Source organism: Pantoea sp. X-Soil-YNGN-844 (genome assembly GCF_059730595.1).
The window spans coordinates 2,205,657-2,226,893 of the sequence record NZ_AP036007.1 but is presented as its reverse complement, the minus strand read 5'-3'; the positions used below and the strand labels follow the sequence as shown (position 1 = coordinate 2,226,893).

Annotated in this window: 25 protein-coding genes, 1 pseudogene and 1 other annotated feature; of the genes and pseudogenes, 10 read left to right on the top strand and 16 right to left on the bottom strand. The window is 54.5% G+C overall.

What is annotated here, in order from left to right:
* Nucleotides 1–6 precede the first annotated feature (6 nt).
* From oppC to oppF, 3 genes are read left to right on the top strand one after another with little or no spacing between them, the layout of a single operon-like run.
* Nucleotides 7–915, top strand: a complete 909-nt coding sequence (gene oppC, locus AC6I8C_RS10450) for an oligopeptide ABC transporter permease OppC (RefSeq protein WP_279767773.1) — start codon at nt 7–9, stop codon at nt 913–915.
* An 11-nt stretch (nt 916–926) separates the two neighbouring features.
* The gene (locus AC6I8C_RS10445) at nt 927–1,940 is read left to right on the top strand and encodes an ABC transporter ATP-binding protein (RefSeq protein WP_013358040.1); all 1,014 of its coding nucleotides are present in this window, start codon (nt 927–929) and stop codon (nt 1,938–1,940) included.
* Nucleotides 1,937–2,938 carry a murein tripeptide/oligopeptide ABC transporter ATP binding protein OppF gene (oppF, locus tag AC6I8C_RS10440; RefSeq protein ID WP_013358039.1) on the top strand — a complete coding sequence of 334 codons (1,002 nt, stop codon included), beginning with the start codon at nt 1,937–1,939 and terminating at the stop codon, nt 2,936–2,938. Before AC6I8C_RS10445 ends, oppF begins: the two co-directional genes overlap by 4 nt.
* Before the next feature lie 43 nt (nt 2,939–2,981).
* Here the strand turns inward: oppF and AC6I8C_RS10435 are convergent, their stop codons facing one another.
* Together AC6I8C_RS10435 and cls are read right to left on the bottom strand one after the other, a co-directional pair.
* A complete protein-coding gene (locus AC6I8C_RS10435; RefSeq protein ID WP_003853921.1) occupies nt 2,982–3,305 on the bottom strand; it encodes an HI1450 family dsDNA-mimic protein in 324 nt (107 codons plus the stop codon).
* Nucleotides 3,306–3,350: 45 nt separating this feature from the next.
* On the bottom strand, nt 3,351–4,811 hold the full coding sequence (cls, locus tag AC6I8C_RS10430) for a cardiolipin synthase (RefSeq protein ID WP_013358038.1): 1,461 nt from the start codon (nt 4,809–4,811) through the stop codon (nt 3,351–3,353).
* Nucleotides 4,812–4,981: 170 nt separating this feature from the next.
* Here cls and AC6I8C_RS10425 point away from each other — a divergent pair, with 170 nt between their 5' ends.
* Complete coding sequence (locus AC6I8C_RS10425) at nt 4,982–5,155, top strand: YciY family protein (RefSeq protein ID WP_095707117.1); 174 nt, start codon at nt 4,982–4,984, stop codon at nt 5,153–5,155.
* Nucleotides 5,156–5,177: 22 nt separating this feature from the next.
* Here AC6I8C_RS10425 and AC6I8C_RS10420 read toward each other — a convergent pair whose 3' ends face one another.
* Complete coding sequence (locus AC6I8C_RS10420) at nt 5,178–5,495, bottom strand: hypothetical protein (RefSeq protein WP_497822423.1); 318 nt, start codon at nt 5,493–5,495, stop codon at nt 5,178–5,180.
* Between the two features lie 344 nt (nt 5,496–5,839).
* On the opposite strand from AC6I8C_RS10420, the gene ycgZ reads away from it, so the two are divergent.
* On the top strand, nt 5,840–6,082 hold the full coding sequence (gene ycgZ, locus AC6I8C_RS10415; protein WP_497822422.1) for a regulatory protein YcgZ: 243 nt from the start codon (nt 5,840–5,842) through the stop codon (nt 6,080–6,082).
* A gap of 192 nt (nt 6,083–6,274) precedes the next feature.
* Here ycgZ and AC6I8C_RS10410 read toward each other — a convergent pair whose 3' ends face one another.
* Both AC6I8C_RS10410 and AC6I8C_RS10405 read right to left on the bottom strand, forming a co-directional pair.
* Nucleotides 6,275–6,460 carry a hypothetical protein gene (locus tag AC6I8C_RS10410; RefSeq protein WP_497823334.1) on the bottom strand — a complete coding sequence of 62 codons (186 nt, stop codon included), beginning with the start codon at nt 6,458–6,460 and terminating at the stop codon, nt 6,275–6,277.
* A gap of 76 nt (nt 6,461–6,536) precedes the next feature.
* Nucleotides 6,537–6,833: a YciI family protein gene (locus tag AC6I8C_RS10405; RefSeq protein WP_003853909.1), complete on the bottom strand. Its 297-nt coding sequence runs from the start codon at nt 6,831–6,833 to the stop codon at nt 6,537–6,539.
* Between the two features lie 197 nt (nt 6,834–7,030).
* On the opposite strand from AC6I8C_RS10405, the gene tonB reads away from it, so the two are divergent.
* On the top strand, nt 7,031–7,774 hold the full coding sequence (tonB, locus tag AC6I8C_RS10400) for a TonB system transport protein TonB (RefSeq protein ID WP_497822421.1): 744 nt from the start codon (nt 7,031–7,033) through the stop codon (nt 7,772–7,774).
* A 33-nt stretch (nt 7,775–7,807) separates the two neighbouring features.
* On the opposite strand, the gene yciA is transcribed toward tonB, so the two are convergent.
* From yciA to AC6I8C_RS10380, 4 genes are read right to left on the bottom strand one after another with little or no spacing between them, the layout of a single operon-like run.
* Nucleotides 7,808–8,230: an acyl-CoA thioester hydrolase YciA gene (gene yciA, locus AC6I8C_RS10395; RefSeq protein WP_497822420.1), complete on the bottom strand. Its 423-nt coding sequence runs from the start codon at nt 8,228–8,230 to the stop codon at nt 7,808–7,810.
* Between the two features lie 59 nt (nt 8,231–8,289).
* Nucleotides 8,290–8,829, bottom strand: a complete 540-nt coding sequence (locus tag AC6I8C_RS10390; RefSeq protein ID WP_013358031.1) for a septation protein A — start codon at nt 8,827–8,829, stop codon at nt 8,290–8,292.
* Between the two features lie 51 nt (nt 8,830–8,880).
* Nucleotides 8,881–9,615 carry a YciC family protein gene (locus AC6I8C_RS10385; protein WP_497822419.1) on the bottom strand — a complete coding sequence of 245 codons (735 nt, stop codon included), beginning with the start codon at nt 9,613–9,615 and terminating at the stop codon, nt 8,881–8,883.
* A 27-nt stretch (nt 9,616–9,642) separates the two neighbouring features.
* A complete protein-coding gene (locus AC6I8C_RS10380; RefSeq protein WP_497822418.1) occupies nt 9,643–10,059 on the bottom strand; it encodes a YkgJ family cysteine cluster protein in 417 nt (138 codons plus the stop codon).
* A gap of 254 nt (nt 10,060–10,313) precedes the next feature.
* Between AC6I8C_RS10380 and ompW the strand changes: the two genes are divergently transcribed.
* The gene (gene ompW / locus AC6I8C_RS10375; protein ID WP_395553664.1) at nt 10,314–10,946 is read left to right on the top strand and encodes an outer membrane protein OmpW; all 633 of its coding nucleotides are present in this window, start codon (nt 10,314–10,316) and stop codon (nt 10,944–10,946) included.
* A 47-nt stretch (nt 10,947–10,993) separates the two neighbouring features.
* Here the strand turns inward: ompW and AC6I8C_RS10370 are convergent, their stop codons facing one another.
* The 6 genes and pseudogenes from AC6I8C_RS10370 to AC6I8C_RS10345 form a co-directional block, all read right to left on the bottom strand.
* Nucleotides 10,994–11,308 (bottom strand): BON domain-containing protein, encoded by a 315-nt coding sequence (locus AC6I8C_RS10370; RefSeq protein ID WP_009089937.1) that lies wholly within the window; start codon nt 11,306–11,308, stop codon nt 10,994–10,996.
* 149 nt (nt 11,309–11,457) lie between these two features.
* Entirely contained in the window at nt 11,458–12,261 is an 804-nt protein-coding gene (gene trpA, locus AC6I8C_RS10365) for a tryptophan synthase subunit alpha (protein ID WP_033783257.1), read from the bottom strand.
* Nucleotides 12,261–13,451 (bottom strand): tryptophan synthase subunit beta, encoded by a 1,191-nt coding sequence (trpB, locus tag AC6I8C_RS10360; protein WP_013358026.1) that lies wholly within the window; start codon nt 13,449–13,451, stop codon nt 12,261–12,263. The genes trpA and trpB overlap by 1 nt, the downstream gene beginning before the upstream one ends.
* A gap of 46 nt (nt 13,452–13,497) precedes the next feature.
* Nucleotides 13,498–14,859, bottom strand: a complete 1,362-nt coding sequence (trpCF, locus tag AC6I8C_RS10355; protein WP_497822417.1) for a bifunctional indole-3-glycerol-phosphate synthase TrpC/phosphoribosylanthranilate isomerase TrpF — start codon at nt 14,857–14,859, stop codon at nt 13,498–13,500.
* Between the two features lie 2 nt (nt 14,860–14,861).
* Nucleotides 14,862–16,456 (bottom strand): annotated as a pseudogene (trpD, locus tag AC6I8C_RS10350) (bifunctional anthranilate synthase glutamate amidotransferase component TrpG/anthranilate phosphoribosyltransferase TrpD).
* Nucleotides 16,456–18,021 carry an anthranilate synthase component 1 gene (locus AC6I8C_RS10345; protein WP_497822416.1) on the bottom strand — a complete coding sequence of 522 codons (1,566 nt, stop codon included), beginning with the start codon at nt 18,019–18,021 and terminating at the stop codon, nt 16,456–16,458. The pseudogene trpD and the gene AC6I8C_RS10345 overlap by 1 nt, the downstream one beginning before the upstream one ends.
* Nucleotides 18,022–18,044: 23 nt before the next feature.
* Nucleotides 18,045–18,146 (bottom strand) — a sequence feature (Trp leader region).
* A gap of 153 nt (nt 18,147–18,299) precedes the next feature.
* Here AC6I8C_RS10345 and rnm point away from each other — a divergent pair.
* Nucleotides 18,300–19,184 (top strand): RNase RNM, encoded by an 885-nt coding sequence (gene rnm / locus AC6I8C_RS10340; RefSeq protein ID WP_497822415.1) that lies wholly within the window; start codon nt 18,300–18,302, stop codon nt 19,182–19,184.
* A gap of 12 nt (nt 19,185–19,196) precedes the next feature.
* The gene (locus AC6I8C_RS10335; RefSeq protein WP_013358020.1) at nt 19,197–19,817 is read left to right on the top strand and encodes an L-threonylcarbamoyladenylate synthase; all 621 of its coding nucleotides are present in this window, start codon (nt 19,197–19,199) and stop codon (nt 19,815–19,817) included.
* 12 nt (nt 19,818–19,829) lie between these two features.
* Here the strand turns inward: AC6I8C_RS10335 and AC6I8C_RS10330 are convergent, their stop codons facing one another.
* Entirely contained in the window at nt 19,830–20,477 is a 648-nt protein-coding gene (locus AC6I8C_RS10330; RefSeq protein WP_033732815.1) for a hypothetical protein, read from the bottom strand.
* A 72-nt stretch (nt 20,478–20,549) separates the two neighbouring features.
* On the opposite strand from AC6I8C_RS10330, the gene AC6I8C_RS10325 reads away from it, so the two are divergent.
* Nucleotides 20,550–20,762, top strand: a complete 213-nt coding sequence (locus AC6I8C_RS10325) for a hypothetical protein (RefSeq protein ID WP_497822414.1) — start codon at nt 20,550–20,552, stop codon at nt 20,760–20,762.
* The last annotated feature ends 475 nt before the right edge of the window (nt 20,763–21,237 follow it).

The window sequence follows — 21,237 nt, the reverse complement described above, 5'->3', positions numbered from 1 at the left end:
TTCGCCATGATGTTAAGTAAGAAAAACAGCGAAGCTCTTGATGCGTTCAGTGAGAAGCTGGAAGTAGAAGGGCGCAGTCTCTGGCAGGACGCGCGTCGTCGTTTTATCCATAACCGGGCGGCCTTAATCAGCCTGCTGGTGCTGTTAGTGATTACCCTGTTCGTTATTTTTGCGCCGATGCTGGCGCAGTTCACCTACGACGATACCGACTGGGCCATGATGTCCTCGCCGCCGGATACCACTTCCGGCCACTGGTTCGGCACTGACTCATCGGGTCGCGACCTGCTGGTGCGCGTGGCGATTGGTGGCCGCATTTCCCTGATGGTGGGTGTGGCCTCTGCGCTGATCGCGGTGATCGTGGGCACGCTTTATGGTTCGATTGCTGGCTATCTTGGTGGCAAAACGGACTCGGTGATGATGCGTATTCTGGAAATCCTTAACTCCTTCCCGTTTATGTTCTTCGTCATCCTGCTGGTGACCTTCTTTGGTCGCAACATCCTGCTGATTTTTGCCGCTATCGGCATGGTTTCGTGGCTGGATATGGCGCGTATTGTGCGCGGCCAGACGCTGAGCCTGAAGCGTAAAGAGTTTATCGAAGCGGCCCATGTCGGTGGGGTATCAACCTGGAAAATCGTGGTGCGCCATATCGTGCCTAACGTGCTGGGGGTAGTGGTGGTTTACGCCTCGCTGCTGGTGCCAAGCATGATCCTGTTTGAATCCTTCCTGAGCTTCCTGGGTCTGGGTACGCAGGAACCGTTAAGCAGCTGGGGCGCACTGCTCAGCGACGGCGCCAACTCGATGGAAGTGTCGCCGTGGCTGCTGCTCTATCCGGCGGGCTTCCTGGTGGTGACGCTGTTCTGTTTCAACTTTATCGGCGATGGCCTGCGTGATGCCCTCGACCCGAAAGATCGTTAAGGAGTTTCCCGATGACTATTCATGAATTTCAGCCAGCGATGGCGGCCCGCGCGGGAAGCGAACAGCTACTTACGGTCAAAGATTTACGCGTGACCTTTGGCACGCACGATGGGGATGTGACCGCCGTCAACGACCTGAACTTCTCGCTGCGTGCCGGTGAGACGCTGGGGATTGTCGGCGAGTCCGGTTCCGGCAAATCACAGACGGCCTTTGCCCTGATGGGGTTGCTGGCAAAAAATGGCCGCATCGGCGGCTCGGCGATGTTCAACGGCAAAGAGATCCTGAACCTGCCTGAGAACCAGCTCAATAAACTGCGCGCCGAACAGATTGCAATGATCTTCCAAGACCCGATGACGTCGCTGAACCCCTATATGCGGGTGGGCGAGCAGTTGATGGAAGTGCTTAAGCTGCACAAAGGAATGAACAGCGCACAGGCGTTTGAAGAGTCAGTGAGAATGCTGGACGCGGTAAAAATGCCGGAAGCGCGCAAACGCATGAAGATGTATCCGCATGAGTTCTCTGGCGGGATGCGTCAGCGCGTGATGATCGCGATGGCACTGCTGTGCCGGCCAAAACTGCTGATAGCCGACGAGCCCACTACGGCGCTGGATGTGACGGTGCAGGCGCAGATCATGACGCTGCTCAACGATCTGAAGCGTGAATTCAACACCGCCATTATCATGATCACCCACGATCTTGGCGTGGTAGCCGGGATCTGCGACAAGGTGCTGGTGATGTATGCCGGACGTACCATGGAGTATGGCCGCGCCCGCGATGTCTTTTATCAGCCTGCACACCCTTACTCAATCGGTCTGCTGAATGCAGTGCCGCGCCTGGATGCGGAGGGCGAGAGCCTGACCACCATTCCGGGCAATCCACCCAATCTGCTGCGTCTGCCGCAGGGCTGTCCGTTCCAGCCGCGTTGTTCGCACGCCATGGACATCTGCACCCAGGCTCCGCCGCTGGAGCCGTTTGGCGATGGCCGTCTGCGTGCCTGCTTTAAGCCGGTGGAGGAGTTAGTATGAGCACCGTAGCTGAAAAAAGAGTGTTACTGGAAATCGCCGACCTCAAAGTCCATTTCGACATCAAAGATGGCAGGCAGTGGTTCTGGCAACCGTCAAAAACCCTGAAGGCGGTGGATGGCGTCAGCCTGCGCCTTTATGAGGGAGAAACGCTGGGCGTGGTAGGCGAGTCTGGCTGCGGTAAATCGACCCTGGCGCGCGCCATTATCGGGCTGGTTAAAGCGACAGAAGGTCGGGTGGCCTGGTTAGGCCGCGATCTGCTCGGCCAGAGTGAAGAGGAGTGGCGCAAAGCGCGCAGCGATATCCAGATGATATTCCAGGACCCGCTGGCATCGCTGAACCCGCGTATGACCATCGGCGATATCATCGCCGAGCCACTGCGCACCTACCATCCGAAAATGGCGCGGCAGGAAGTGAAAGACCGCGTCAAAAATATGATGATGAAAGTGGGGCTGCTGCCTAACCTGATTAACCGCTACCCGCATGAGTTTTCGGGCGGTCAGTGTCAGCGTATCGGTATCGCCCGTGCGCTGATTCTTGAGCCGAAGCTGATCATCTGCGATGAACCGGTCTCGGCGCTGGATGTTTCGATTCAGGCGCAGGTGGTGAATCTGCTGCAGCAGTTACAGCGTGAGATGGGGTTGTCGCTCATCTTTATTGCCCACGATCTGGCCGTAGTGAAGCATATCTCTGACCGGGTACTGGTGATGTATCTGGGGCATGCGGTGGAGCTGGGCACCTACAGCGAGGTCTACAGCAATCCGCAGCATCCTTACACCCGTGCGCTGATGTCTGCCGTGCCGATTCCCGATCCCGATCTGGAAAAGAACAAGCAGATTCAGCTGCTGGAAGGGGAGTTGCCGTCGCCGATTAATCCGCCGTCAGGCTGCGTGTTCCGCACTCGTTGTCCAATCGCCGGCCCGGAATGTGCGAAAACCCGGCCGCTGCTGGAAGGTAGTTTCCACCATGCGGTCTCCTGTCTGAAGGTCGATCCGCTCTAAAGCAAAACGCCGGGCAAGTGCCCGGCGTTTTCTTATCTGATGCTTACTCGCGCCACAGGATATGACAGAGCTTATGATCTTTCTCGCGGCACAGCAGCACGCGGGCAAAAACATCAGTGATCGGCTCACCATCCGCTTCACCCAGCCCGATGACCACCTCGGCGAAAAAGTCCGGGTTCAGATCGAAATCGACATGATCTTTCCAGTCTTCAGAGGGATCAAACAGCTCTGCGCCACCGCGTTCTTCGAACTGCAGATTGAAGAGAATGACGTCTGCCGGGTCGAGATTGTCGACGGCCAGTTCGAGAAAAATATCGTAGGCCTGTTCCAGCGTTTCATCTTCGGTAAGGCGATTATTCAAATCCATAGTCTGTCCTGTCGGTCTGCGGCCATTTACACAATCTGGCTCGTTTTACAGTAAAGGGCTGAAGAAGTAAAACAGTCGTTCGACGATGCGCTGCCACCACGCACGTTTTGCCCAGCGCTTGCCATCCAGCAGGCGTGAGCGGGCGATATAGTCATCCTGCACACAGGCGAGATCGCTGCCAAATCCGGCATCATCCACCACCAGCGTTACTTCAAAATTCAGCCATAAACTGCGCATATCGAGATTGACGGTTCCCACCAGACTCAGCTGTCCGTCGACCAGCACGCTTTTAGTGTGCAACAGCCCATCTTCAAACTGATAGATCTTCACGCCCGCTTCCAGCAGTTCGCTGAAGAAGGAGCGGCTGGCCCAGCCGACCAGCAGCGAGTCATTGTGACGCGGCACAATCACGCTAACACTGACGCCACGCTGTGCGGCCGTGCAGATAGCATGCAGCAGATCGTCGCTCGGCACTAAGTAGGGTGTGGTCATTATCAGCTGTTCACGCGCGGAATAAACCGCGGTCAGCAGTGCCTGATGGATCATATCCTCCGGGAAGCCAGGACCGGAGGCGATCACCTGCACGGTGTGGCCGCTTTCCTGCTCAAACGGCATGATGTTGCGATCGGGCGGTGGTGGCAGAATACGTTTGCCGGTCTCAATCTCCCAGTCACAGCTGAACACAATGCCCATCGCAGTCGCGACCGGGCCTTCCATACGCGCCATCAGGTCAATCCACTGACCCACACCCGCGCTCTGTTTAAAGAAGCGCGGATCCACCAGGTTCATGCTGCCGGTATAGGCGATGTAATTATCAATCAGAACGATTTTGCGATGCTGACGCAAATCCATCCGTCGCAGGAACACGCGCAGCAGGCTGACCTGTAAGGCTTCCACGACATCGATACCGGCGTTGCGCATCATGCCGACCCACGGGCTGCGGAAAAAGTTGACGCTGCCTGCGGAGTCGAGCAGCAGTCGGCAATGAACGCCACGGCGTGATGCGGCCATCAGCGATTCTGCGACCTCATCCGCCAGTCCGCCGGGATGCCAGATGTAAAACACCATCTCAATATTATGACGGGCCAGCTGGATATCACGAATCAGCGCCTGCATGACGTCGTCCGCGCTGGTGAGCAGCTGGAGCTGGTTGCCCTTGACCCCGGCAATGCCCTGACGATGGTAGCAGAGCTCAAACAGTGAACGGGCAACGTCGCTGTGCTCGGTTGCAAAAATTTCACGGCACTGTTTCAGGTCGTTGAGCCAGCGGGCGGTCGACGGCCACATGGTGCGGGCGCGCTCCGCGCGACGTTTGCCCAGATGCAGTTCGCCAAACGAGAGATAAGCGATAATACCCACCAGCGGCAGAATATAGATTACCAGCAGCCATGCCATCGCCGAGGTTACGGCCCGGCGCTTCATTAACACGCGCAGCGTAACCCCGGCGATCAGCAGCCAGTAACCAAATACCAGCAACCAGCTGATCAGGGTATAAAAAGTGGTCATAAAGTGGACATCCCGTTCGCGCTTTCGTCTGGCAAGTTTACGTGCAGATCACCACTAACGAAACCCTTTATCCCGGACAGTCTCGATGAGAGATCTGATTTGGCATTACGGCGGAGATCTCTATAATGCCCTCGCACAGGTCTTGCACGTATGAAGTCAGAGAGGAAGTGATGAAACGAAGCAGAAATGAAGTGGCGCGCTGGAGAATGTTACGTCAGGTGCATCGCCGCCGCTCTCGCTGGCTGGAAGGGCAGTCGCGGCGTTACAAGCGTATCCATTGCATTCGCCATCAACTGGCACAGCAGCAACGTCGCTCGATCCTGTTTATTACGCAGTTAGTTTAGGTTATATCGGGATCAGCCCTGCTCAGGCTTCAAAAAATCCCGATTCTGCCATGACTCGTCGCGCCATAGCATGCTCCTGACGCGACGCACCCCGGTCACTGACTTCGCGCATGAGGCACTCCATCGTGCTGCCCAGCGCCGTCGGTCTGCGATATCCCGTCCGATCGTACCATTCGTAAGACCACTTTCCCGATTTACGCTGGTAATAGAGGGTCAGCCACGCAGAGCAGTTTGCAGGATAACCACTCATGACTTCGATTTTCGGATCAATAATCGCCACAATTCGGGATAACAGTGGGTCGAGAAGAGTAAGTGCCTGGCCGGGATAGGTTTTATTCATAATTGCCCGCGATTCCGCTGTGCTTCCATTCAAAGGTTTAACTCACAAAAGCTAAATGTAGACAGCTCTCTCAGATAATTCCTCCCGACGGCTAAAAAAATGACACAGAGATCATTTTTTAAAGCTAAACAGGCCATCTCAGGGTGTAATTTAAGGGGTGTACAGCCGTTGACGTTAAACCTGTACAACTTTACATTTTTTCAAGCCAATGTTCTGTAACGATTTATTCATTTAATCAGCAGGCAGGACGAAATTTTGAGTTAAATACCTGTACAATTAAGGGGTTGTTGTATAACTTTACCGTATCGTTTACTAACTTTTAATGAATCCTATGAGGGCCAACCATGCAAACTAACGTTCGTATTCCCGCTTCAGTATCTGACATCTCCACTTATTTACACAGTGCTGCGCAGCCTTCCCAGCAGGTCATTCTGGGTTCTGTCGTGACGGAGATTATCGCCTCTGGCCGTAGCCTGAATCGTAAAGCGATTTGCTCAAAACTCATCAGCCGTTTACAGCATGTCACCGGCCCGGAAGAAGAGCAGCACTATCATGCGCTGATCGGTCTGATTCTGGACAGGGGTTAATTCAACGCAACTATGCCAGTGAGTGACGGGAAATTAAAGCGGGTTAACTGAGAAGACAGGCCCGCTTAGTCATGAATAAGCGCTTAACGGTTATACAGCGATCGTCGCGTTCAGCCGTATGGGCAGAGGCGTAATGCAATGCGAAAGCCTTGTTTCGCAGAGGGTATTTACGTTAATAAGCTGTATGAATAATTAACCCGAAAGACGTTGTGACGTCATCATAAGCGTTACATTCACCAACTGAAGTGCTGCCGCCAGCACGATCAGCATCACAATCCACTGTTTTTTATTACGCCAGCCCTTTGTTCGCCAGAGGTGTAGTGCACCGCCAATCAATAAAGCGATAATTGCCAGCAGCCCCAGAATGATTATCTGCATCTTCCCTCTCTGAATATTCAAAACAAAAATGGCTTCTGTGCCAGGCACAGAAGCCATTCTGACTGCAGATACGTTATCAGAAGACGCGTTTAAACGGTTTAACCGAGACCTGTTTGTAGACGCCCGCCGCAAAGTAAGGATCATCCTGGGCCCAGGACTGCGCGGCTTCTAATGATGGGAACTCAGCAATAACGGTTGAGCCGGTGAAGCCCGCTACGCCAGGATCGTTGCTATCCACAGCAGGCATCGGGCCTGCGATGATCAGACGTCCCTCTTCCTGCAACAGTTTGAGTCGCGCCAGGTGGGCAGGGCGCACGGCGTTACGTTTTTCCAGTGACTCTGCAGTATCTTCTGCATAAATGACGTAAAGCACTAAGGAACTCCTGGTTATCAGAATTTTGCAACACGTTAAGGGATTGACGATTAGAGTGCAAACGAAACCTGTGGGCGGTTAATGGCTCAGCATAAAGGGCTAAAAAGCGCTTTTCTGCAGGCCGGATGGCGGGAGTTATTGAAACTGATTGCTATTTGCATTTAAAATCGCTGTTCTATTCAATCACTGCGACTGTTATGACCACGCTGACTATGCCATTACCTAAACGCACGCCTGTCTCTATGTTGTTGTCTGTTGCTCTGCATGGAGTCGTGATTGCCGGAATTCTTTATGCTTCATTCCAGCAGGTGATTGAGGTACCCAAAGCATCGCAGCCCATCAGCGTTACTATGGTCGCGCCTGAAGTTCAGCCCGAGCCTGCACCGGCTATCGCAGAGCCGCCTGCGCCACAACCTGAACCGCAGCCTGAGCCGGAACCGCAGCCCGTGCCGGAACCGCCAAAAGCGGAGCCGGTACCCATTCCGAAACCTGAGCCGAAGCCTAAACCTAAACCAAAGCCGGAACACAAACGGGAGCAGCCAAAACGCGAGGTGAAACCGCGTCATGAGAGTAAGCCTCAGGCCAGCCCGTTTAAGCAGGAAGCACCAGCGACGCAAAGCAAACCGGCGACGGCGCCAAAAGCGACGCCAGCTCCCACCGCGTCGGCATCAAACGGTCCTAAGGCACTAAGCGTGAGTAAGCCTGGTTATCCTCAACGTGCTTTTGCATTGCGGGTAGAAGGGCGTGTAAGGGTGAAGTTTGATGTGGACAGCGACGGACGGGTGGATAACATCCAGATTCTCTCTGCTGAACCGCGCAATATGTTTGAGCGGGACGTTAAGCAGGCGATGAAAAAGTGGCGCTACCAGAGCGGACGGCCGGGACAAGGGCTGACAATGAACATTGTGTTTAAAATTAATGGTGGTGCCAGTATTGAATAAGGCACCGGGTCAGGCTTAAGCCTGACCCGAAACTTACTTGCCGGGCTGCTGATTAGCACGACCGGCGGGCAGAGGACGTGAATTGCCTTCACTATCGACTGCCACATAGATAAAGACCGCTTCTGTTGCACAGTAGGTCTGTCCAATTGGCTCAGACGACACTTTTTTGATCCACACTTCCACGTTAATCGTCATCGAACTGTTGCCGGTCCGGAGACAGCTCGCATGACAGCTCACCACGTCACCCACCGCGACAGGCTTCATAAATGACATGCCGTCGACGCGCACGGTAACAACACGCCCTTCAGCGATCTCTTTCGCCAGGATTGCGCCGCCCATATCCATCTGTGACATCAACCAGCCGCCAAAAATATCGCCATTGGCGTTGGTATCTGCCGGCATGGCGAGCGTACGCAGCACCATTTCGCCTTGCGGCAATTTATGTTTTTCGCTCATTGCTTCCACTTCTTATGCAGATGAATGCTAAAAAAATGCCCGGCGAACCGGGCAGATGATTATTTTTGTTCCTGCTGCGGCATCTGACGCCAGATATAAAGTCCGCTAAGCAGGGTAAACAGTAAGGTCAGACCGGAGAGACCGAACACTTTAAAGTTAACCCAAAACGCCTGAGATAACCAAAAGGCGACATAGATGTTCACCAGGCCGCAGATCAGAAAGAACAGCGCCCAGGCGACGTTCAGCCGACGCCAGACCGCGTCAGGCAACTGCAGCTCTTTACCCAGCATGCGCTGAATCAGCGTCTGTTGCATAAACCACTGGCTGTAAAGCAGGGCGGCGGCAAACAGGGTGTAGATCACTGTGACTTTCCACTTAATGAACTCATCGTTGTGGAACACCAGCGTCAGGGTGCCAAAGACGGCCACCAGCACAAAGGTGAAAATCGTCATCTTTTCAAGCTTGCGATAGAGCACCCAGCTGACGACCAGGGCCAGGCCGGTGGCCACAATCAGTGCGCCCGAGGCGACAAAAATGTCATACAGCTTGTAAAAGATGAAAAAGACCACCAGGGGAAGAAAGTCGAGTAGCTGCTTCATAGTTTTTCCATTCAGAGTTGCCTGCGAATGTGCCCGAAGGCACACCGTCAATCAACGTAACAGCATATAGAGCCGATAGAGATAGATAATCAACATGGCTGAAACCACATTGCCTGCCGCGGTAAAAATCACCGACGAGACATTGAGGGGTAATACCGTCAGCGATGAGAAGAAGAGCATCACAATGACTTTAGCCAGCAGCCAGAGCAGAATTGCCGGGGCGATCAGCCTGACATTCTTCCACGCCATCCGCATGCTGGCGCGCATGGCAGCAAAGACACCCATCTTCTCACTGGCCACCATTACTGGCGCCAGAGACAGCAGGATCGTCAGCAGAATGCCTGGCACCACCAGCACCATAAAGCCTAGCTGCGCGACCAGCGTCATCAGGAAGGTGAGCAGCAGCAGCTTTGGCAGCAGCGGTGCTGACGCGCCAATGGCCCGCAACGCACTGACACGCTGGCCGGATGAGACCATCGGAATCAGATAGAGCATACCGCCAAGCAGCAGCGTATTCCCCATCAGCGCGGCAAAGGTGCTGGCCGCCGAGGCGCGTAGCAGCACCTGTTGCTGTTCCGGTGACATATTCTGCACTATCTCAAACAACGAACTGGCGCTGTCATCGCTCTGCTGCAGGATGGCCATTTGATCGGCACCAGGTGTCAGCACATGCACCAGCATGACGGTGACAAACGCGGCCAGCAGCGACATCAACAGCACCGTAGCCAGTTGATGGCGCGCGAAATTTCCTGTGTCACGGTATAACGAGCTTGCCGTGATAGACATGTACACTCCTTGGAGGAACCGGGTTAATTAACCCGGCGATTGTACATGTTCTGGCAGCTCCGCGGCACCCGGCAGGGCATAACTTTCTGTAATATGAGGTAAAGAGGGCGCAAAAAGGGGAGGAAGACCGTAACGCGCACGGGCGCGATCGCAGGCTTCATTATGGATACCGTTTTCACCCGACATTGAAAACTCCCGACAGGGCGTCGGACGTTGTTCATAAATGCCGCAGGAGACGCAGCCGCCAATGTCGCCCTGCAGGGCGACGCAGCGGGGCGCACGATCGTTCGTACCACGCATGTTGCGCATTAACAGGCTTAACGGCTCAGTTAATTCAGTGGGCACCAGACCGCCCGCATCGTCGGCTTCAGCCCAGTAAAATGAGACGCGGAAATGGGCGCAGCAGGCGCCACAGCTGACACAAGGGTTAGAGAGTTCACTCATTTGATCACCCGCCCCTCCCAGGGCATCGAACCAAAATCAACAATGAAGATAAGCAACATAGAGCTGGCAAAATTATTCGGCAAGCGGTATTTGCGTGCTGCTGACAGCGCCGAAATTGATCTAAATCAATTCATTGTTTTTTAAGTAATTTATCTCAGGGCTACTGAGTGCAATTTTCTGTAAATCACGTTAAATAATTGCCAGCAAAAAAAGCGATTCCGTTCGCGACATTAACATTAAGCAAAGGAGTGATAATGAAACTGGCAAAATGCGCGATACTGCTGGCCCTGGCTCTGCCTCAACTGGCGATGGCCCACGAAGCAGGCGACTTCTTTATGCGTGCCGGCAGCGCCACCGTCAGGCCCACCGAGGGTTCTGATAATGTGTTAGGCATGGGCGAGTTCAGCGCCACTAACGACACGCAGCTGGGCCTGACCTTCACGTACATGGCAACAGACAACATTGGTGTTGAGTTACTGGCCGCCACGCCTTTCCGTCACAAAGTGGGTCTTGGCCCGACCGGTACGCTGGCTACCGTACGCCAGTTACCGCCGACGCTGATGGCGCAGTACTACTTCTTCGACAGTAAAAGCAAAGCGCGCCCTTACGTTGGCGTGGGGATCAACTACACCACCTTTTATGATGCCGATTTCAACCAGACCGGTCGTGATGCAGGCCTGACCGATCTCAGCGTCAAGGATTCATGGGGTGTGGCGGGCCAGGTCGGTCTGGATTACCAGATTAACCGCGACTGGATGCTGAATGCGTCGGTGTGGTACATGGATATTGATACGGAAGTGAAGTTTAAAGCTGCTGGCGAGCAGCAGAACATCAATATGCGTATCGACCCGTGGGTCTTCTTCTTCGGGGCGGGTTACCGGTTCTGATGAGAAAAAGGCCGCTGAATCAGCGGCCTTTTTTGTCTGTTAAGACGTTATTTGATCTGCATATTGTTGACGACTGATTTCACGCCCGGCACGCTGCGCGTAACCTGAACGGCACGATTCGCCATCTGTGGTGATGAAACAAAACCGCTCAGCTGAACTTTACCTTTAAAGGTTTCTACGTTGATTTCAGTCGATTTCAGCGAGTCATCTTTCAGCAGTTCACCTTTAACTTTAGTAGTCACCACAGTGTCATCAATATAGCCACCGGTTCCCTCTTTGGTTGCGGTTGGCGCACAGGCGCTCAGTGTCAGCGCAACCACGCCCGCCAGTACAGCACCTGTCAGCAGTTTAACGAATTTCATTGCTTTCTCTCCCTGTCACAAAATGGATGCGACGTTACCGTAACGGCGCATTGTCATTGTGGTGCAGATTTTGCAAAAAGGGCAAATAGCGGAATGAAAAAAAAGGAAACAAATCATGCCTTATCGCGCGATAAGGCATGATGGCAGGATTAACGGCTGGCGGCCTTGAGGCGGCTGACAAAATTCTTCAGTTCACTCAGCATGACCTCAGGCTCTGCATGGTGTTTTTCAATGATTCTGACAATCGCAGAGCCGGAGATAGCGCCCGCTGCACCGGCAGCGATCGCCTCTTTCACCTGTTCCGGTTCTGAAATACCAAAGCCCTGCAGCGGCGGCGCGGCGTGGTATTCACGCAGCTTGTCGATCAGATGCTTCAGCGGCAGGCTGGCGCGGTTTTCAGCACCGGTCACACCCGCGCGTGACAGCAGATAGGTGTAACCCCGTCCGTGCGACGCGATCTCGCGCAGCAGCTCATCGCTGGCGTTAGGCGGACAGATAAAGATGGGCGCGACGCCATGACGCAGTGCGGCCTGGCGGAAGGGCGCTGACTCTTCAACCGGCACATCCGCGACCAGCACCGAATCCACACCGGCTTCAGCACAACGGGCATAGAACTCATCCACGCCGTTAGTGAAGACCAGGTTCGCGTACATCAGCAAGCCAATCGGCAGATCCGGGTATTTACGGCGGATAGTCGCCAGCATCTCAAAACACTGGCTGGTGTTGGTGCCCGCCGCAAAGGCGCGCAGCGTCGCGTTCTGGATAGTCGGGCCATCTGCCAGCGGATCGGAGAAGGGAATACCCAGCTCCAGTGCATCTGCGCCACCTTCCACCAGCGCGTCAATCACGCGCAGTGAAAGCTCCGGAGAGGGATCGCCCAGCGTAACGAAAGGAACGAAAGCGCCTTCGTTATTCGCTGACAGCCGCGTAAAAAGTTGATTGTAACGTTCCATCAGATTTCTCCCTGCGCTGTCAGAATGTCATGAACGGTGAAAATATCTTTGTCGCCGCGGCCAGAGAGGTTGACCACGATCAACTGCTCTTTTTCCGGTTCAGCGTGAATCATCTTCAGGGCGTGCGCCAGGGCGTGAGATGACTCAAGCGCCGGAATAATCCCTTCCGCGCGACACAGCTGTTTAAAGGCGTCCATCGCTTCATTATCGGTAATGGAGACATACTCCGCGCGACCAATGCTGTTCAGATGCGCATGCTGTGGACCGACCGATGGGAAGTCGAGGCCGGCAGAGATGGAGTAAGACTCCTCAATCTGGCCATCGTGGGTCTGCATCATCGGCGATTTCATACCGAAGTAGATGCCGACGCGACCATGTTTAAGCGGTGCGCCATGCTCGCCGGTTTCAATGCCGTGACCCGCAGGCTCAACGCCGATCAGCTTCACGCTGGTTTCATCGATAAAGTCGGCAAACATCCCGATGGCATTTGAACCGCCGCCTACGCAGGCGAGGATCGCATCGGGCAGGCGGCCTTCTCTTTCCAGAATCTGCTTTTTGGTCTCTTCACCAATCATGCGCTGGAACTCACGTACGATCGTCGGGAAGGGATGTGGACCCGCCGCTGTGCCGAGCATGTAGTGTGAGGTCTCATAGCTACCAGACCAGTCACGCAGCGCTTCGTTACACGCATCTTTCAGCGTGGCGGAGCCGCTGTGAACCGGGATCACTTCTGCGCCCATCAGACGCATACGGAACACGTTAGGGGACTGACGCTCGACATCTTTCGCGCCCATATAGATGCGGCATTTCATGCCCAGCAGCGCACAGGCCAGCGCGGAAGCGACGCCATGCTGACCGGCACCGGTCTCGGCAATAATTTCGTTTTTGCCCATGCGTTTGGCTAACAGCGCCTGACCCAGCACCTGGTTGGTTTTATGCGCGCCACCGTGCAGCAGATCTTCACGCTTAAGATAGAGGCGGGTTTTGGTGCCTTTCGTCAGATTTTTACACAGCGTCAGAGCAGTAGGACGGCCCGCGTAGTTCTTCAGCAGGTCGGTAAACTCGGCCTGAAACTCGGGATCTTTCTGAGCGTCGACAAACGCCTGTTCCAGCTGGCGCAGGGCTGGCATCAGGATCTGCGGAACATACATTCCGCCAAATTCGCCAAAGTAGGGATTCAGTAACGTCATTTTTTATCTTCCTTTCTCAGGCCCGCCGTAGAGCAGGCCAGGCAAATCAGTAGGCACGCAGTGTCTGAAACACCGCGGCAATTTTACGGGCATCTTTGATGCCAGGCGCGCTTTCCACGCCAGAGTTGAAGTCCAGTCCGGCACAGCCGAGCTGCGCGGCTCCAACACAGTTATCCGCACTCAGGCCACCGGCAAGCAGCACATTGTCCAGCGTCTGCCCCTGTAACAACGACCAGTCGAAACGCTGTCCGGTTCCGCCATCGCCATTATCAAACACATAACGGTCGACATGTGGCCAGTCGCGTGCCGGCAGGGCACCTTCAATGCGCAGCGCCTTCCAGATTTGAATCTCTGCTGGCAGAGCCTCGCGTAATTCGGCCACAAATTCTGGTGTTTCATTACCATGCAGCTGCACTGCTGACAGCGAAAGCGCGCTGGCCTGCGTGACAACGTCACTGACAGAGTTGTTGCGGAACACGCCCACGTAACGCAGCGGCGCGGCGGCGATCACGTTCTGCGCGGAAGCGGTGTCAATCTGACGTGGTGACCCTTCCGCGAAGATCAGACCGCCATAGATTGCGCCAGCTTCATAGGCGGCACGCGCATCTTCGGCACGGGTCAGACCGCACACTTTATTGCTACCCAACGTAACCCGACGCACCGCACCGGTCAGGTCAGCTTCTTCCATCAGGGCAGAGCCAATCAGGAAGCCGTTGGCAAAGTGGCTCAGCTCACGAATATCAGCGTAGCTGTTTATGCCCGATTCGCTGATCACGGTGACGCCGTGTGACAGGCGCGGCGCCAGCTGACGGGTGCGGTTTAGATCGATAGAGAGATCGCGCAGGTCGCGGTTGTTAATCCCCACGACTTTTGCCTGTAGCGCGATAGCCCGCTCCAGTTCCTCTTCATTACTCACTTCAGTCAGAATACCCATCTTCAGGCTATGCGCCACGGCGGCCAGCTGACGATACTGCTCATCATCCAGCACCGACAGCATCAGCAGAATGGCATCCGCCTGGTAGTAACGGGCCAGATAGATCTGATAGGGATCGATAATAAAATCTTTACACAGCACTGGCTGGGTAATGGCGGCGCTGACAATCGGCAGAAAGGCGAAGTCGCCCTGAAAATATTTCTCATCGGTCAGCACGGACACCGCAGAAGCATAGTGGCGGTAAACCCCGGCAATGGCGGCCGGATCGAAATCCTCGCGAATCACGCCTTTTGAGGGGGACGCCTTTTTACACTCCAGGATAAACGCGGTTCTTGCACCCTGCAGCGCGTCGTAGAAATGACGGCTGGCAGGTTCAATGCTGTTCTGAAAGGTGGAGAGAGGCTGCTGCTGCTGACGGGCTTCAACCCAAATCGCTTTGTCCTGAACAATTTTTTCTAACACGGTGCCTTTCATGATTATCCTCTTGCTGCCAGTGCGACGACGCGTTCATAAGCCTGCCCGCTGCGGATGGCGTTAAGCGCCTGCTGTGCGTTTTCACGCAGATCTTCCTGACCGAATACTTTAAGCAGCATCGCCACGTTAACGGCGACCGCTTCCTCATGGGCCTGCTGGCCATTACCCTGGAGTAAAGCCGTCAGAATGTCACGATTTTCTTCCGGCGTGCCGCCCGCCAGCGCCTCTTTGGGATGGAAGCCAAAACCAAAGTCTTCCGGCGAGAGCTGATAGCGGGTGATTTCACCTTCACGCAGCTCAGCCACATGGGTCACATCGTGCAGTGCGACTTCATCCATACCACCACCATGAACCACCGCTGCACGCTGATAACCCAGTACTTTGAGGGTCTGCGCAATCGGCAGCACCAGTTCCGGGCTGTAGACGCCAATCACCGCCAGTGGCGGGCGCGCCGGGTTGATTAATGGACCTAACACGTTGAACAGCGTGCGGGTCTTCAGCTGCTGGCGCACTGGCATCGCGTGGCGAAAGCCGGTGTGATACTGCGGCGCAAACAGGAAGCAGACGTTAAGGTCGTCCAGCGCCTGACGCGCCCGATCAGCGGGCATATCGAGGTTGATACCAAAGGCGGCCAGCAGGTCAGACGAGCCCGATTTGCTGGAGACGCTGCGGTTGCCGTGCTTCGCCACTTTCAGACCGCAGGTGGCGGCAACAAAGGCGCTGGCCGTCGAGATATTAATGCTGTTACTGCCATCGCCGCCGGTGCCGACGATGTCGGCGAAAGCATAATCCGGACGCGGAAAAGGTTTCGCATCTTCCAGCAGCGCGGTGGCGGCTCCGGCGATCTCTTCCGGCGTTTCACCACGTACTTTCATGGCGACCAGTGCAGCGGCGAGCTGCGTGGGTTCCAGCTGTCCGGTAATAATGGCGCTGAACAGCTGATGACTCTCAGCCTGATTCAGCGTCTGCGCCTGGTAAAGTTTTTCCAGTGTCTGTTGCATCGTTATTCTCCCTGTTACTTCGCCAGCGCCCAGGCCAGCGTCTGCTCAAGCAGGCGCGCGCCCTGAGAAGTCAAAATCGATTCAGGATGGAACTGAAACCCGCAGACGCGATCGGTTTCATGACGAACCGCCATCACCATCCCGTTAAAGCTGGCATTAACTGTCAGCTCATCCGGCGTGTTGCTGCCAACCAGCGAGTGATAGCGCGCCACCGGCAGGGGATTGCTCAGGCCGGCAAACATCGCCTCGCCATCATGGACGATAGAAGAGGCTTTGCCGTGCAGGATCTCGCCCGCCTGGCCCACATGGCCACCATAGGCTTCCACAATGGCCTGATGACCCAGGCAGATGCCGATAATCGGCAGACGTCCGCGCAGCACCCGCAGCAGCTCCGGCATACAACCGGCATCTTTTGGTGCGCCGGGACCCGGTGACAGCATCAGCACCGGATCTTCCATCCGCTCCAGCTGAGCAATTAAGAGTTCAGCGGGCAGGTTATTACGGTAGATCACCACGTTGTGACCAAAGGCCCGCAGCTGATCAACCAGGTTGTAGGTAAAAGAGTCGATGTTATCGAGCAGCAGAATATCGGCCATCAGAAGATCTCCTTGCAGTGATGAGCAGTCGCGATAGCGCGCAGAACGGCACGGGCTTTATTACGGCTTTCATCCGCTTCAGCCTGCGGATTGGAATCCAGCACCACACCAGCGCCCGCCTGAACGGTAGCGACGCCATCTTCGACATAGGCCGAACGAATAACGATGCAGGTGTCGAGATCGCCCTGAGCGGTGAAGTAGCCCACCGCGCCACCGTAGCTGCCGCGACGGGTGCGTTCAGCACCGGCAATCAGCTGCATAGCGCGAACTTTTGGCGCACCGCTCAGCGTGCCCATGTTCATACAGGCGCGATAGGCATGCAGCACGTCGAGGTCGGCGCGCAGCGTGCCGACGACGCGGGAAACCAGATGCATCACGAACGAGTAGCGATCAACTTTGGTCAGGTCAGCCACGTAACGGCTGCCGGGCACGCAGATGCGCGCCAGATCGTTACGCGCCAGATCGACCAGCATCAGATGTTCAGCCAGCTCTTTATGGTCGGTGCGCATCTCCAGCTCAATGCGGCTGTCGAGGTCGCGGTCCAGCGAGCCATCAGCATGGCGGCCGCGCGGCCGGGTACCGGCAATCGGGTAGATCTCAATCTGACGCGAGGTGGCGTCATACTTCAGTGAGCTCTCTGGTGACGCGCCAAACAGGGAGAAATCCTGATCCTGCATAAAGAACATATACGGGCTGGGATTGCTGTTTTTCAGCGTGTCGTAGGCGGCCAGCGGCGACGGGCACGGCAGCGAGAAGCGGCGTGATGGCACGACCTGGAAAATTTCACCGATGCGAATCGCCTGCTGCATGGTGCGAACTACTTCACAATACTCTTCATCGCTCTGGCTGGTAGTCAGCGTCATCTGTTCGATCTTTTGTACCGGCAGCGCAGGTGCTGGCTGCAGCATCTGGCCATGCAGCTGCTCGATACGGCGTTGCAGACGCTGGAATTCGCTGGTCGACGGGCAGAACAGGCTGGCCTGCAGACGCGCGCTGCGGGTCTGGTGATCGATCACCAGTAATGTCTCTGCCAGGTAAAAACAGTAGTCAGGGCAGCGCTGCTGATTATCCAGTTCCGGCAGGGTTTCAAAACCAGCCACCAGATCATAGGCAAACAGACCACCCAGCAGCACGGCTTCGCGCTCGTCGGCAGGGGCGTTAACCAGCTGGGGAATCAGTCGCAGTGCATCAAACACCGAGAGTGCTTTGAGACGGGAATCTTCGTCCTGATGCGGATCGGTGCTCAGTGGAAAAGTCAGCTCTCGGCCATCGGGACGGACCTGATTGCTGACGGAAGCGGGCAGAGCCTCATCCAGCAGCGGCAGCACGGCACGGCCATTTTCTGACAGCGCCTGAACGGTCACCGTATTACCCATGGCGCTGATACGCAGCGCGCTGTCGACAATCAGCAGACTTTTTAAATTACGCTTGCTGTCGATATCCGCAGATTCGAGCAGCAGGGTTGCCGGACGTGCGCCGCACAGCTGGTGAAACACTGCGGCCGGATCTTCGCGGTAAGGCGCGGTGCCGGTAATCAACTTCACTGTAGGTTTCGCATTTGGCATGATGATTTCTCTGAATTTCGCTCAAAAAAAAGCCCGCTCGGTGGCGGGCTCAGGTATTAGCACAGCGGTTACGCAAAGTGTGCACGATCCTGTCGCCCGTTTTCGGGAACATCGCGCCAACCGTTTAAATGCGTGATTACAACAGCCATGATTGAATACCCGTTACGTGTGAACTTGTGTACTAGTTAACGGGTTCATGGCGTAAATGTCAATACACTTTTTCACTGACCGTGAAAATCGTTATCATGCTGGCCGGTTTAGTTTTAGCAGGAGTTCTCTTGAGCGATATCGCCCGTTTCCCGGTTTATGATTTACACAGCCACACGCGCGCCTCCGATGGCTTACTGACGCCAGCAGACCTGGTGCAGCGAGCCGTTGAGATGCGCGTTGGCGTACTGGCGATCACCGATCACGACAGCGTTGCAGGGGTAGAGGAAGCGCAACAGGCGGCACGCGACCACGATTTACCGATAAAAGTGCTGGCCGGGGCAGAGATCTCCACGCTGTGGGAGAACCATGAGATTCACATTGTCGGCCTGAACATTGATATTCATCATCCGGCGATGGTGACGTTTCTGGCCGGACAACATGCCTGCCGTCGGACGCGGGCGGAAGAGATCGGTGAGCGACTCGCCAAGGCACGTATCCCGGATGCGCTGGCGGGTGCGATGCGTCTGGCTGATGGCGGCATCATTACCCGTGGTCACTTTGCCCGCTTCCTGATTGAACAGGGCAAAGCGGACAATATGGTACAGGTATTCAAAAATTATCTGGCGCGTGGCAAAACCGGCTACGTGCCGCCACAATGGTGTACAATTAAACAAGCTATTGATGCGATTCATCATTCTGGTGGGTGTGCCGTGCTGGCGCATCCTGGCCGATATGGCTTATCGGCGAAGTGGCTTAAACGGCTGGTCGCCCATTTCCGCGAGGCGGGCGGCGATGCGATGGAAGTCGCGCAGTGCCAGCAGCCACCCAATGAGCGTACAACACTGGCACAATACGCCAGAGATAATGAACTGGCCGCATCACAAGGTTCTGATTTTCATCAACCCTGCCCGTGGATTGAGCTGGGCCGTAAACTCTGGCTGCCTGCAGCGGTTGAGCCGGTCTGGGAACGCTTCCCGGATCTCGCGCCCGGCCTGACAATCACGGAAAGGTGACACGAGGTTTCTATGAGTCAATTGTTTCACATCCATCCGGACAATCCCCAGCCACGGCTGATTAACCAGGCGGTCGACTACCTGAACAAAGGCAGCGTCATTGTCTATCCTACCGACTCAGGCTATGCGCTGGGCTGTCGCCTGGAGGAAAAGGGGGCGATGGAGCGCATCTGCCGTATCCGGCAGCTCGACGGGCACCACAACTTCACTCTGATGTGCCGGGATCTTTCGGAGCTGTCGGTCTATTCGCAGGTAGGCAACTCGGCTTTTCGCCTGCTGAAAAACAACACGCCAGGCAATTACACCTTTATTCTCAAAGCGACCAAAGAAGTGCCGCGTCGCCTGATGAATGAAAAGCGTAAGACTATTGGTCTGCGCGTGCCCTCCAATCCGGTGGCGCTGGCGCTGCTGGAAGCGCTGAATCAGCCGATGATGTCGACCTCATTGATTCTGCCGGGCAACGATTTTACCGAGTCAGACCCGGAAGAGATCCAGCACAGCATTGGTAAGCTGGTCGATCTGATCATTGACGGCGGTACACTGGGTCAGCAGCCGACCACGGTGGTCGATCTGACCACCGATTCGCCGGAAATCGTGCGTGAAGGCGTGGGCGATACCCGCCCGTTCCTGTAATCAAGTCGGGCTTCAGACACCGCGCGTCGGTGTCTGGGCCAGATTCGACTCCAGCCAGTTCTTAAACTGACCGTAAGGAATATAAAGTGACACATCTTTCAGGATCACTTTGTTATTACGCCCATTCTTAATCGAGTCAGAATAGCCAACAATAACGCCGCCCAGCGTATCATCCCGGTTATAAACGCCACCGCCAGACATTCCCTGAACGACGCCCGCATTCGAGGCCATGGCTAAGCAGGGACTTTTATTCCATTTATTCCGAATAGCCGTGCGGGCTAAATTAACCCCGGACGACTCAACCGGCATCGCGGAAATAAAGCTGTAGCCATACATTTTAACCGGATCGCCGATGTCGCTGCTGCGGAACTTAGTCAGCGTGCTGGCATCATTCTTGTGATAAATAATCGCAAGGTCGCAATAAGGGTGATAAGACTTCACACGCTGCACGGCAGTTTTAGCCACGTGCGCAGCTGTAAGGCTATATTCAGGCGTCAGAGGAATGCTGGTGCCCAGTGTACCCAGACCGAGGATCGTCGGAATGCCTGTCACGCTCATATCTACGTGCTGCATCGCCGTACGACTATACTCGGTGTGGCCCACGGAACACCCGCTCAGTACCAATGCAGCAAGCACCGGGCACAGAAACAGGTTTCTCATGATGTTTTTCTTTATTCAGGCATGTCGGGAAATCCCTGGTGAAGATTTTTGACATGCAAGCAAGGTTCATCAATGAACCGTATTAACGCAACAACTCCGGATGCGCCGGTTTATTGGATTAATGTAAAAACACTATTTTTATTAACGAATGAATTAAGCAAGACTCAAATGTCGCAAGAACGCTTTATCGCGTGCTTTGCTTTTTTATTATGCTGCCGGGATAAAGTGTATCAGCTTAATTATGTCGTACAATTTATTAAAGCTAATAAAAATCAAATGTCATGAAAAATAAGGTTTTAAACTAATTTTAATTAGGAATAATCTGGCTTTTTGATTTTTGCAGTGCATTCGGAATGGATAAATTCAATTAACCAGCATTTTGTGCTGAATTTAATATTATTTGTGGAGGATAAAAAGGCAAATCAAAATGATGGAAGTGTAAGATTGCGTTAAGATTTTTACCCTCAGAACATCGCGTTGATGAAAAGGGAGTGGTTAGAAAATTTAATTGTCTTCAGCTATAAAGTTTTCGAAGCATACGCTTTATTAAACATATTTTCTTATCATTGGGTCGGGTATAATTTTATTCAGTATTAAGAATTATCAGTTCTCAAACTATCAGAGGTTAACCTTTCTTTATTTACTATTCGACCATTCATAAAGCGCGTTACATCAGCGTTAAATGCCTGTATAATGGGGCAAGCTTACTAAGTTAACTTGTTGATTTAGAAGGGATTATCACCCAATCATGACGCCTGGG